The sequence below is a fragment of the Pantoea agglomerans NBRC 102470 genome, assembly GCF_001598475.1.
GTDB lineage: Bacteria > Pseudomonadota > Gammaproteobacteria > Enterobacterales > Enterobacteriaceae > Pantoea > Pantoea agglomerans.
This window is the reverse complement of the sequence record NZ_BCZA01000001.1, coordinates 513,260-525,764: the sequence shown is the minus strand read 5'-3', so window position 1 is coordinate 525,764 and position 12,505 is coordinate 513,260. Positions and strand designations below refer to the sequence as shown.

Genomic DNA, 12,505 nt, shown 5'->3' with positions numbered 1-12,505 from the left:
GATGCTGGAGACGATTCGCAAAAACGGGGTAACGCTGGCGATTTTTGCTGCGATCACTACCGCCGCCACGGCAGTGGTAAATACGGTAACCAGGCCGACGGTGGAACATCAGACCCTGTTGCAGCAGAAAAACCTGCTGGACCAGGTGGTGCCTGTTGAGCTTTATGACAACAACATCCAGCAGGACTGTTACGTTGTCACGGATGCAGCGCTGGGCAACAGTACGCCGCACCATCTCTTCCTTGCGCGTAAAGGCGGCCAGCCGGTCGCGGCTGCACTGGAGACGACTGCACCTGACGGCTATTCTGGTGCGATACAGATGCTGGTCGGTGCCGATTTCCAGGGTAAAGTATTGGGCGTGCGGGTGATTGAACACCACGAAACGCCCGGTCTGGGGGATAAGATCGAACTGCGTATCTCTGACTGGATCAACAGCTTTAATGGCAAAGTGGTTCATGGTCCGGCGGATAAAGCTTTTGCGGTTAAAAAAGATGGCGGTGAATTCGATCAGTTCACCGGTGCCACCATTACCCCACGCGCGGTGGTCAATGCGACCAAACGCACCGCGCTGTTAATGAAAACGCTTCCGGAGAGACTCTCTTCGTTACCGGTATGTGGAGACGCAAATGAGTGAAGCTAAAAGCCTGCTGGTCGGTGGATTATGGAAGAACAACTCAGCGCTGGTGCAGCTGCTGGGCCTCTGCCCGCTGCTGGCGGTCACGGCAACCGCCACCAACGCGCTGGGTTTAGGTCTGGCGACCACGCTGGTGCTGACCCTGACTAACAGTTTTATTTCCGCCTCGCGCCGCTGGGTGCCATCGGAAATTCGTATCCCGATATATGTGATGATCATCGCCTCGGTGGTGAGCTGCGTACAGATGCTGATCAACGCCTATGCCTATGGTCTTTATCAGTCGCTGGGGATTTTTATCCCGCTGATCGTGACCAACTGCATCGTGGTGGGTCGTGCTGAAGCCGTCGCCTCTAAAAGCAGCATTCCGCTTGCCGCGCTGGATGGCTTCGCCATCGGCATGGGCGCGACCTGCGCTATGGTGGTGCTGGGATCGCTGCGCGAAATTATCGGCAGTGGCACGCTGTTTAACGGTGCCGACCAGCTGCTCGGTCCCTGGGCGAAGTCGCTGCGAATCGAAGTGGTCCATTTCGATTCGCCAATGTTGCTGGCAATGTTGCCGCCAGGCGCCTTTATCGGCCTGGGCATGATGCTGGCGGGTAAATATCTGATCGATCAGAAGATGAAACAGCGGGCAGCACTGCGTGCTCAGGCGGCCGAAACCGCGCCCCCTCAGGACGCCGTCGGGAAACCGGTGTGAATCAGACCAAACGGACCGAAATTCTCCGTCGGCTGCAGCAGAATAATCCGCATCCGACCACCGAACTCAACTTCAGCTCACCGTTTGAGTTGCTGATTGCGGTGCTGCTCTCGGCGCAGGCGACCGATGTCAGCGTGAACAAAGCCACCGCAAAGCTCTATCCGGTGGCCAATACGCCTGCCGCGATGCTGGCGCTGGGTGTGGATGGCGTGAAGGAATACATTAAAACTATCGGCCTGTTTAACAGCAAAGCGGAAAATGTGATTAAAACCTGCCGTATTCTGCTTGAGCAGCACAACGGCGAAGTGCCGGAAGATCGTGCGGCACTGGAAGCTCTGCCCGGTGTCGGCCGTAAAACCGCCAATGTGGTGCTCAACACCGCCTTTGGCTGGCCGACGATAGCCGTCGATACCCATATCTTTCGCGTCAGCAACCGGACGAAATTTGCGCCGGGTAAGAATGTGGAAGAGGTGGAGCAGAAGCTGCTGAAGGTGGTTCCGGCGGCGTATAAGGTTGATTGCCATCACTGGCTGATTCTGCACGGCCGCTACACCTGCGTGGCGCGTAAACCCCGCTGTGGCTCCTGCCTGATTGAAGATCTCTGCGAGTATCCCGACAAAGTCGAGTGATCGCACTGACGAGAAACCCGCTGCGGCGGGTTTTTTATTATCTGCCGATCACTTCTGCTGACGCGTCTCCTGCCCGATCCCCCTTTTCGCTGCTCTCCCTGTTCGTACGAATAACGGTACAGTTTGTCGGGTTGTTACATTGATGTTGATGATGGAGAATCGCCGCCCCTGACGATAAGAAAATGTTATGACACAGTGAGTAAAGTAATGAACAAAAGCGCTTCTGCCGGAAGCCATCCTCTGCGCCTGTTTCTGGCGCGCCTCTGGCCACATCCGCTGGCAGTGAGTAAAAAGCATGTGGTGATCGCCGGACTGGGTGCCGGTATCGGCTTGATCCTGACCAGCCTGCTGAGCCACTGGGTGCTGGGCGAACTGAACCTGTGGTTTGTCGCGCCGGTCGGTGCCTCGGCGGTTTTACTCTTTGGTCTGCCCGCCAGTCCGCTGGCTCAGCCGTGGGCAATCGTCGGCGGCAACAGCCTGTCAGCGCTGGCGGGCGTTACTGTCAGCCAGCTGATCCCGGATCCTGCCCTTGCCTGCGGCGTCGCAGCCTGTGTGGCGATCCTGTTAATGTTCCAGCTGCGCTGTCTGCATCCGCCCGGCGGTGCCGTTGCGCTGACCGCTATTCTGGGCGGCCCTTCGGTGCAGCAGCTTGGATATCACTTTGTCCTGACGCCGATCCTGCTCAATTCACTGACCCTGGCCCTGCTGGCACTGCTGTTTAATAATCTGGCTGGTCGTCGCTATCCGCATCCGCTGGCCCCGGAAGAAGTTAAACCCGATCCGGTAGCCATGCCGGTCCCGCTGACGCGCGCCGATCTGCATCAGGCTTTGCAGGACGGTGAACTGATGGATATTGACGAGGATGATTTGCAGGCGCTGCTGCTGCGTGCTGAAGAGATTGCCCAGCGCCGTCAGTTCAGTGGCTGAAACCTGTCTGCCCGCACTGTTACATCTTTCACTGTCGGCGCGACTTCTGGCATTCAGGTCTCCCCTGAACGCTGGTCCTGAGAAGTTGATCGCTGCCACAGTTTTACTCTGCCGCTTCGCCCACGCCACTCCGTAACATATTGATAACACAACCGTCCAGGCCGTACGCCCATCGGCTCCTGGGCGGATGCCCATAGAGCTGGCCTTTTCAGCGCCCTACACTTTGCTCTTCTTTACGTTTCTCACGAGGAAGACCGATGGATAGCGCCTTGTCCCCGCAGCACGATGAGCTGATCGCCTCCGCCATCAAAAAGTTCTTCACCCATATCATCCCGATGCTGGTGGTGATGCTGATTATTAACCAGATCGACCGCGCCAATATTGGCTTTATCAAAGCGGAGTTGCGAACCGATGCCGGGATCAGCGCGGCGGCCTTTGGGCTGGGCGCGGGCCTCTTTTTTATCGGCTATGCGCTGTTTGAGGTGCCGAGCAACCTGATGATGAAGCGCTTCGGCGCCCGCGTCTGGCTGACGCGCATCATGATAACCTGGGGGCTGGTGGTGGTCCTGACCGGTTTCGTCACCTCACCGATCCAGTTTTACCTGCTGCGTTTTTTACTTGGCGTAGCGGAAGCAGGCTTCTTTCCTGGCGTGCTGTTCTATTTCCGTCAGTGGGTGCCCAATGCCTGGCGCGGCCGTGCCACCGCGATGGTGCTGAGTGCCACCGCTGGCGCCTTTCTCTTCTCCGGCCCCATCACCGGCGCGATCCTGATGATGCACAATTTCCTGGGGATTGCAGGCTGGAAGTGGGTGATGTTTCTCGAAGGCGGTGCGTCGGTGCTGGTCGGCATTCTGGCCGCCTGGGTGCTGGTGTCACGACCTGGCGAGGCGCGCTGGCTGAGTGCCGCGGAGAAACAGGCGCTGGTACAGCAGTTGCAGAATGAAGAGACGCAGCGTGACGAGCTTAACCGCGAGCCAGGCAAAATGTCGCTGCTACGTAATCGCAGCCTGCTGTTCTTCTGCGCGATCTTTTTTACTATGACCATGACCGGCTATACGCTGGTGTTCTGGCTGCCGCAGATTATTCAGCGCATTCAGGGCTTCAGCAGTTTTGGCATCGGCATTCTCACCGCCGTGCCCTGGCTGTGCGCCATTATTGCCATTAACCTGCTGAGCCGCTTTTCAGACCGCCACCGCGACAAACTCGATAAAGCGCTGGGTGTCGCCATGCTGGTAGCGGCCTGCGGCACCTTTATGGCCACGCTGGGTTCCCCGTGGTTTGGCTTCCTGGCGATGATCGTGGCCTGTATCGGCTCGAAAGTCAGTGCGACCTTTTTCTGGCCGATGCCACAGGGAGAGCTGCCCGCCTCGATTGTCGCGCCCGGCATTGCGCTGGTGAATTCCGTTGGCAACCTTGGCGGCTTCTTCGCACCGACGGTGTTTGGCTATCTGGAGATGAAGACCGGCTCCACTACCGGCGGTCTCTATGCCCTGACCAGCGTCTCGCTGCTGACCGGGCTGTGGCTGCTGCTGCGCCGCAAGCCATCCCCGCCTTCCCTTGATCCTATGGAGAATCAACATGTCAGACAGTCCAGTCATTAAAACAATGCGGGTAGTGCCGGTCGCCGGATATGACAGCATGCTGCTGAACATTGGCGGTGCACACAACTGCTACTTTACCCGTATCCTGGTGATCCTGACTGACTCGGCTGGCCGTACCGGCGTCGGCGAAAGTCCCTGTCACGCTTCAACGCTGGCGCTGCTTGAGCGCTTTCGTCCGCAGATTGAGGGCAGCGAACTCCTGCGGCTGAATGCCACCATCGCCACGCTGTTTGCCAGCGACGCACGACACCAGCAGACCGCGCATACCGACGACATTCATATTCCGCAGATGAACCCGGAGAAGTTTTACAACGCCACCGCGGCGATTGAAGCGGCGCTGCTTGATCTGCTGGGACAGCACCTGAATCTGCCGGTTGCCGAGTTACTTGCCAGCGGCAAGCAGCGCGATCGGGTGCCGGTCCTCGGCTATCTGTTCTATATCGCCGACCGTAATCTGACCAGCATGAACTATCAGGCGGGCCACGCGGGTGGTGATGCCTGGCTGCAACTGCGTCATGAGAAAGCGATGGACGCGGAAGGCGTGGTGCGGCTGGCGGAGGCGGCAGCGGATCGCTATGGTTTCCGCGATTTCAAACTCAAGGGCGGTGTCCATCACGGCGAAGTGGAAGTGGATACGGTCAATGCCCTGCTGGCGCGCTTCCCGCAGGCGCGGGTAACGGTTGATCCCAACGCCAGCTGGTCGCTGGATGAGGCCATTTATTATGGCAAACAGCTGGCGGGCCGCATTCCCTATCTGGAAGATCCCTGTGGCGCGGAGCATGGCTATTCCGGTCGGGAAACGCTGGCAGAATTCAGGCGGGCCACCGGCATTCCGGTTGCCACGAATATGATCGCCAATGACTGGCGACAGTTGCAGCATGCGCTGCAGCTCAATGCCATCGACATTCCCCTGGCCGACCCACACTTCTGGACGATGCGTAACGCACACACCGTGGCGCAGCTCTGCCATGAGTGGGACCTGACCACCGGCTGCCACTCAAACAACCACTTTGACGTGTCGCTGGCGATGGTGGCGCATCTGGGGGCAGCCGCACCCGGTGATCGCCTGACCGCCTTTGATACCCACTGGATCTGGCAGGATGGGCAGCAGCTGACGCAGCATGCGCCGCAGATTCGGGATGGCTATCTGGAACTGCCAGAGGGGCCAGGGCTGGGGATTACCCTGAATATGGAACGGGTTGAAGCGGCACATGCACTCTACAACTCGCTACCGGATAAAAACCGAAACGATGCGCTGGGCATGCAGTTTCTGATCGATAACTGGTCCTTTAACGCAAAACGCCCGGCCATGCTGCGCTGACGAGCATCACCCTGTGACAGTGTCACAGGGCGATCGCGTTTAGCGTTGCGCCAGCGCCGCCTGCATCCAGGCAATCACCAGCGGAGAATCTTTGTCCTGCAGTGCGGCGCGTTCCGACTGAAACAGCGTGGCGACATAGAATGGGTGATCCGGTAGCTCGACGCCACGCACATCGCCCGCGTTGTCCCAGGCAGTAATGCGCAGCGTATTATCGCCCAGCGCTGCACTGAATTCCGGGTTAACACCAAAGTTACAGTGATAACCTTCATCACTCTCCAGCGCGCCATAGGCTCTGGCAATGCGTGACCCGGGTCCGAACCTCACCGCGCCGCGCTGTTCCACCAGCGAGCAGCTCAGCGGGGCAATCACCATCCTTCCCTCGGTGTCTGTCTCGGCATGACTGGCATCCTGCCAGCCCAGTACGTTGCGCGCATATTCGATCAGCGCATACTGGAATCCACCGCAGGAGCCAAGAAAAGGCTTTCCGGTTTCACGCACCCAGCGGAGTGTGTCAAACACGCCGGCATCATTTCGATAGGGGCTACCTGGCACCACCCAGACGGCATCGCTGAGTTGCAGTTCTGACTCATCCAGTCGGTCAGTGGCGATCCACTCCGCTTCAGCGGTGATATTCAGCCAGCGGGCAGCACGTTCAATAGCAAGGGGGATAGCCTGATGGGCAACCGCATCGGTGCGGTAGTCACCAACCAGGGATAAGCGCAGGGGGGACGACATAAACAGATCCTTCTCGGGGAAATTGAGAGGTTACAGTAATGTTAATTTACTGTCGAGGGCGAGCTGAAAGCGGATTATCGTGATAGGTTTTTTAACATGCACGGGCAGCTTTTCACCGGCAGGCTGAGCTGATTTTTATCTTGCCAGCGCCTGCGAGCACCCTCAGCTGCCGCGTCAGACGAGACGACGCAACCGGTTTCTTTTTTTCCTTTCTGAAATAAATCATCTGTTTGTGCACAGGATCATCATTTGACGGTTTTTGCGGCAATGCCAGGCGTGTAATGTCCGATAATTCGGCAGATTGACTGTGAATTAATCAGCAACCTGCCGTTAGTGCTGCCTGATTATCATTCAGCAAACTATTTATCTGGTTAACCGCGCATTAGCAGTTAATGTTAATACTCTCCAGTGCAAGGCGCTTATCCAGCGTTTATGCGCTGCTATTTACACTACACTCAAAATTAAAAACCAATTAACAGTTTGCTATAAGTTTTTTAACCCAACATTCCAGGGTCGGGCGGGTTGTCAGAAAATTCTTGCCCTGCCGCCCGTAATCAGCCAAATTAGTCGCCGCTTTTCCCTTCTAATAACAATCTTGCGCATGGAAAACTCACATGACGCGGACTTAATTCCTGTCCCGAAACAGGGTATGAAAAAACTGAGGTACATGTGTCAACTGCAAACAAACACACTGATGAGGCTGTCAGTCTCAATGCGTTTAAACAGCCGAAGGCGTTCTACTTAATCTTCTCGATTGAGTTATGGGAACGTTTTGGCTTCTATGGCCTGCAGGCCATTATGGCGGTTTACCTGGTGAAGCAACTGGGGTTGTCTGAATCAGACTCCATTACCCTGTTCTCTTCATTCAGTGCGCTGGTGTATGGCCTGGTCGCGATTGGCGGCTGGCTCGGTGATAAGGTGCTGGGTACCAAACGCGTCATCGTACTGGGTGTCCTGGTGCTGGCGCTGGGCTATGCACTGGTGGCGTTCTCCGGTCATAACGTCAGCATTGTCTACATCGGTATGGCGACCATCGCGGTGGGTAGCGGCCTGTTTAAGGCAAACCCCTCTTCGCTGCTCTCTACCTGCTATGACAAAGATGATCCGCGTCTCGACGGTGCTTTCACCATGTTCTATATGTCGATCAACATCGGCTCACTCTTCTCAATGATGCTGACACCGTGGTTAGCGGCGAAATATGGTTATAGCGTAGCCTTCTCACTGTGCGTTATCGGTCTGATCATCACCCTGTTTAACTTCCTGTTCTGCAAACGCATGGTTAAGGATTACGGTTCTAAACCCGATTTCGCTCCGTTGCAGATCGGAAAACTGCTGATGACGCTGGTCGGCATCGTCGTACTGATCGCACTGGCCAACTGGATGCTGCATCACCAGTCTATCGCACGACTGGTGCTGGCGGTGATTGCCCTGGGTATCGTGCTGGTGTTTGCCAAAGAGGCCTTTGCACTGCAGGGTGCGGCACGTCGTAAGATGATTGTTGCTTTCCTGCTGATGGTCGAAGCGATTCTGTTCTTCGTGCTTTATATGCAGATGCCAACGTCACTCAACTTCTTTGCTATCCGCAACGTTGAGCACACCATTCTCGGCATTACTTTTGCCCCCGAGCAGTTCCAGGCGCTGAACCCGTTCTGGATTATGCTGGCCAGTCCGCTGCTGGCGGCGCTCTATAACAAGCTGGGCGATAAACTGCCGATGCCGCACAAGTTTGCCTTTGGTATGGTGCTCTGCTCCGCTGCGTTCCTGGTGCTGCCGGTGGGTGCGAAGTTCGCCAGCGATGCCGGTATCGTTTCCGTTAACTGGCTGATCCTGAGCTATGCGCTGCAGAGTATCGGTGAGCTGATGATCTCTGGCCTCGGCCTGGCGATGGTGGCACAGCTGGTGCCTCAGCGTCTGATGGGCTTTATCATGGGTTCCTGGTTCCTGACTACCGCTGGCGCGGCAGTGATTGCCGGTAAAGTGGCAAATCTGATGGCCGTGCCTGAAAACGTTACCGATCCACTGATTTCGCTGGCGACCTACAGCCGCGTATTCCAGCAGATTGGTATCGTGACGGCGGTGATCGCCCTGCTGATGCTGATTACGGCGCCGATGCTGAACCGCATGGCGCAGGATCCGGACGCGAAAAAAAATAACGTGCAGGCGTAATTCACGCTGCACTTCAGCTAAGCCGGGCTCTGCCCGGCTTTTTTTATGGCTTGCCGCAACGCCCTTCGCAGATCCCTGATCTTTGTCACTGGTAATCCCGCTTTGACTCTTTACTATGCAAGGATTCCATTGCAACAAGGAGTACCTGGTCATGAAACTGTTTTGCAAAGCGGGTGCCTGCTCTCTCTCACCCCATATTGTTATGCGTGAATGCGGACTCGACTTCACTCAGGTGAGTGTTGATCTGGCCACAAAAATCACTGAACGGGGCGATGACTTCCGCCAAATCAATCCTAAAGGCCAGGTGCCCGCGCTGCAGCTCAGCGACGGTTCTGTGCTGACGGAAGGCGTCGCCATTGTTCAGTACCTGGCGGATCTTAAGCCCGATCGCCATCTGCTGGCACCGGTTGGCAGCCTGACGCGTTATCACACCGTGGAGTGGCTCAGCTACATCGGCAGTGAGCTGCATAAAAGCTTTGGGCCACTGTTTCGTCCCGGTTACTCCGATGAGGTGAAAGCGCAGACCCGCAACCAGCTGGAAGCAAAATTCCGCTATGTCGATGAGTCACTGCGCGACAAACAGTGGCTGATGGGGCTGCATTTCAGCGTGGCGGATGCCTATCTGTTTGTGGTGACGCGCTGGGCAAAAGCGCTGGGACTGGATTTATCCGGCTTTACGGCGCTGGGCGCGTGGTTTGATCGTGTCGCGGAACGTCCTGCGGTGCAGGCGGCGCTTAAAGCGGAAGGCTTAGCCTGAGTCAACAGGGCCGGTTATCCGGCCCTGATGCGTTACAGTTTTTCTGCCGCGAAGTGCTGCGTCGGCGTGGCGATGGCATCCTGTGCCGCCACCAGCTGCAGTTCATATTCGCCCATCTGATGGGTTTTCAGCATCACCTCGTATACCGCTGCGGTGACATGCTCCAGCGCATCCTGCAATGATTTCCCGTGCAACAGATTAACCAGCAGCAGACCGCTGGTGAGATCGCCCACGCCGACCGGCTGACGGACACCGAAATCGACCAGCGGACGGCTGATGTGCCAGGCATCTTCAGCCGTTACCAGCAACATTTCAAAGCGATCGCTGCGACGACCCGCACGCGCCAGATGCTTCACCAGCACCACGCGTGGTCCCTGGGCAATCAGTGCCCGCGCAGCGTCTACCGCCGCGTCGACGTCCGTGACGGTGCGCTCGCTCAGCATCTCCAGTTCAAGCAGGTTCGGGGCGATAATGTCGCTGGCAGGCATCGCCATTTTACAGTGAAACTCCGCCACACCCGGTGCTACGATGCAGCCTTTCTCCGGATGGCCCATGACCGGATCGCAGAAGTACCAGGCATTCGGGTTGGCCGCTTTGACCTGACGGACAATCTGCAGAATCTGCTCGCCCTGCTCTGCCGAGCCCAGATATCCGCTCAGGACCGCGTCACAGGTCTTCAGGCGGTCGATGTCAGCAATGCCTTTAACAATGTCGGTTAAATGCGTTGCAGGCATCACCGTGCCGGTCCAGTGGCCATATTGCGTATGGTTGGAAAACTGCACGGTATTCAGCGGCCAGACGTTTGCGCCCATACGGCGCATCGGAAACTCAGCCGCCGCGTTACCAGCGTGACCAAAAACAACGTGCGACTGAATCGCTAAAATATTTTTCACTTGTTTGCCCTGTCCTGCCTTGCCATAAAAAAAGGGCCGGAAACCGGCCCTGAAATCTTACTGCCAGTTAATCAGGCAGTAATGTTTCTTGCCGCGACGCAGCAGCGTATAGCGGTTAAACAGTTTGTCACTGTCGCTGAAGCGGTACTCCGCATCGGACTGCTTTTCACCGTTCAATGAAACGGCATTGGAGCCGATCATGGTGCGCGCCTGGCCACGGGACGGCACCAGCTCTGCTTTCACCAGCGCCTGCTGCAGATCATCGTCAGCGCCCAGCACGATAGTTGGCATACCATCCTGCGCCAGCTGTTCAAAATCGGCTTCGGTCATTTCGCTCACGGATCCGGAGAAGAGGCTGGCAGTAATGCGTTTCGCCGCCGACAGACCGGCTTCGCCATGCACCAGACGCGTCACCTGCTCAGCCAGCACGTACTGCGCACGTGGCGCGGTGCCGCTGTTTTTGTCTTCTTCTTCCAGCGCGTTGATCTCTTCCATGCTCAGGAAGGTGAAGAACTTCAGGAAGCGATAGACGTCAGCATCCGCGGTGTTGATCCAGAACTGATAGAACTTGTACGGGCTGGTTTTCTTCGCATCCAGCCAGACTGCGCCGCCTTCGGTTTTACCGAATTTGGTGCCGTCAGACTTGGTGATCAGCGGAACGGTCAGGCCAAAGACCTGATTCTGATGCAGACGACGGGTCAGATCGATACCGGAGGTGATGTTGCCCCACTGATCAGAACCGCCAATCTGTAGCGACACACCGTGCAGCTCGTTCAGACAGGCGAAGTCATAGCCCTGCAGCAGATTATAGGAGAACTCGGTAAAGGAGATGCCCTGATCGTCACGGTTCAGACGCTGCTTCACCGCTTCTTTGTTGATCATCTGGTTAACAGAGAAGTGCTTGCCGATATCACGCAGGAAGGTCAGCACGTTCATGCCGCCAAACCAGTCGTAGTTGTTGGCAGCGATGGCGCTGTTGCTGCCGCAATCGAAGTCGAGGAATGGCGCCACCTGCTGGCGGATCTTTTCAACCCATTCGTTGACGGTTTCACTGGTATTAAGTTTACGCTCTGCGGCTTTGAAGCTCGGGTCACCAATCAGGCCGGTTGCACCACCGACCAGCGCCACCGGCTTGTGGCCGGCATCCTGAAAACGCTTCAGGCAGAGCAGCGGTACCAGATGGCCCAAATGCAAGCTGTCAGCAGTGGGGTCAAAGCCGCAATAGAGCGAAATTGGCCCCTGCGCCAGTTTCTCTGTTAACGCGTCTTCATCCGTCACCTGGGCGATTAGGCCCCTCTCCTGCAATTGTTGTATCAGGTTACTGCTGGTCATTACTGACTCCAAATTGATCAGACTGCACCTATGCTGGTACACAGCTTTCCGCTGAGTTGCGGAATCGAAAAAAATCAGGGCTATAGCATAAAGCGCTGACGCTTTCTGTGCCAGCGCTGATAGGGGCGAATCGTGCAGATTCAGGGTGCCAGACGGTCGATTTTCCAGCCGTCGTGATCGCGCTGATAGATGAAACGATCGTGCAGACGATGTTCGCCACCCTGCCAGAACTCCAGCGTGTGAAATTTCACCCGGTAGCCACCCCAGAAGCTGGGCAGCGGCACTTCGCCCTGCTGGAACTTCTGTTTAAGCTCCAGGAACTTTCCTTCCAGAATACCGCGTGCCGAAATACGGCTTGACTGCTTCGACACCCAGGCACCAATCTGACTGTCGCGCGGACGACTGTGGAAATATTTCAGCACCTCGAGGGGCGACAGTTTTTCCACTTCACCCAGCACCATCACCTGACGCTCCAGATAGTGCCACGGGAAGTGCAGAGAGATGCGCGGATTGTGCGCCAGCTGCAGCGCCTTACGGCTGCCGAGGTTGGTGTAAAACACCATGCCCTGCGCATCGTAGTGCTTCAGCAGCACGATACGCTGCCACGGCTGGCCCTGCTCGTCTACGGTTGCCACGGTCATGGCGGTAGGATCGGGCAGTTTTGCCTCGCAGGCCTGGCTTAGCCACTGTTCAAATAGCGCGATCGGATCGTCCGGCAGATCCTTACGACGCAATCCACCGCGGGTATATTCACGCCGCAGATGGGCAATGGTGTGTAGCGTTTCGCTGTCGCTCATAATGCTCGCCTATTCA

At 56.7% G+C, this 12,505-nt stretch carries 12 protein-coding genes; 8 read left to right on the top strand and 4 right to left on the bottom strand.

The window, feature by feature from the left end:
• Nucleotide 1 precedes the first annotated feature (1 nt).
• From rsxG to PAG01S_RS02505, 6 genes are all read left to right on the top strand, one after another.
• Nucleotides 2-634, top strand: a complete 633-nt coding sequence (rsxG, locus tag PAG01S_RS02530; protein WP_062757576.1) for an electron transport complex subunit RsxG — start codon at nt 2-4, stop codon at nt 632-634.
• Nucleotides 627-1,331 (top strand): electron transport complex subunit E, encoded by a 705-nt coding sequence (locus tag PAG01S_RS02525; protein ID WP_010245400.1) that lies wholly within the window; start codon nt 627-629, stop codon nt 1,329-1,331. Before rsxG ends, PAG01S_RS02525 begins: the two co-directional genes overlap by 8 nt.
• Nucleotides 1,328-1,960 carry an endonuclease III gene (gene nth, locus PAG01S_RS02520; protein WP_031591465.1) on the top strand — a complete coding sequence of 211 codons (633 nt, stop codon included), beginning with the start codon at nt 1,328-1,330 and terminating at the stop codon, nt 1,958-1,960. Before PAG01S_RS02525 ends, nth begins: the two co-directional genes overlap by 4 nt.
• 207 nt (nt 1,961-2,167) lie before the next feature.
• The gene (locus PAG01S_RS02515; RefSeq protein ID WP_062757574.1) at nt 2,168-2,887 is read left to right on the top strand and encodes an HPP family protein; all 720 of its coding nucleotides are present in this window, start codon (nt 2,168-2,170) and stop codon (nt 2,885-2,887) included.
• A 257-nt stretch (nt 2,888-3,144) separates the two neighbouring features.
• Nucleotides 3,145-4,488, top strand: coding sequence for an MFS transporter (locus PAG01S_RS02510; protein ID WP_010670073.1), 1,344 nt, complete (start codon nt 3,145-3,147; stop codon nt 4,486-4,488).
• Complete coding sequence (locus PAG01S_RS02505; protein ID WP_062757570.1) at nt 4,466-5,809, top strand: enolase C-terminal domain-like protein; 1,344 nt, start codon at nt 4,466-4,468, stop codon at nt 5,807-5,809. Before PAG01S_RS02510 ends, PAG01S_RS02505 begins: the two co-directional genes overlap by 23 nt.
• Before the next feature lie 39 nt (nt 5,810-5,848).
• On the opposite strand, the gene PAG01S_RS02500 is transcribed toward PAG01S_RS02505, so the two are convergent.
• The gene (locus PAG01S_RS02500) at nt 5,849-6,544 is read right to left on the bottom strand and encodes a CTP synthase C-terminal region-related (seleno)protein (protein ID WP_062757569.1); all 696 of its coding nucleotides are present in this window, start codon (nt 6,542-6,544) and stop codon (nt 5,849-5,851) included.
• 669 nt (nt 6,545-7,213) lie between these two features.
• On the opposite strand from PAG01S_RS02500, the gene dtpA reads away from it, so the two are divergent.
• Together dtpA and gstA are read left to right on the top strand one after the other, a co-directional pair.
• Nucleotides 7,214-8,710: a dipeptide/tripeptide permease DtpA gene (gene dtpA, locus PAG01S_RS02495; protein ID WP_010245419.1), complete on the top strand. Its 1,497-nt coding sequence runs from the start codon at nt 7,214-7,216 to the stop codon at nt 8,708-8,710.
• Between the two features lie 151 nt (nt 8,711-8,861).
• A complete protein-coding gene (gstA, locus tag PAG01S_RS02490; RefSeq protein WP_062757567.1) occupies nt 8,862-9,467 on the top strand; it encodes a glutathione transferase GstA in 606 nt (201 codons plus the stop codon).
• A gap of 32 nt (nt 9,468-9,499) precedes the next feature.
• Here gstA and pdxY read toward each other — a convergent pair whose 3' ends face one another.
• The 3 genes from pdxY to pdxH form a co-directional block, all read right to left on the bottom strand.
• The gene (pdxY, locus tag PAG01S_RS02485) at nt 9,500-10,360 is read right to left on the bottom strand and encodes a pyridoxal kinase PdxY (protein WP_010245428.1); all 861 of its coding nucleotides are present in this window, start codon (nt 10,358-10,360) and stop codon (nt 9,500-9,502) included.
• A gap of 57 nt (nt 10,361-10,417) precedes the next feature.
• The gene (tyrS, locus tag PAG01S_RS02480) at nt 10,418-11,692 is read right to left on the bottom strand and encodes a tyrosine--tRNA ligase (protein WP_010245429.1); all 1,275 of its coding nucleotides are present in this window, start codon (nt 11,690-11,692) and stop codon (nt 10,418-10,420) included.
• A 140-nt stretch (nt 11,693-11,832) separates the two neighbouring features.
• Nucleotides 11,833-12,489, bottom strand: coding sequence for a pyridoxamine 5'-phosphate oxidase (pdxH, locus tag PAG01S_RS02475; protein WP_010670068.1), 657 nt, complete (start codon nt 12,487-12,489; stop codon nt 11,833-11,835).
• Nucleotides 12,490-12,505 lie beyond the last annotated feature (16 nt).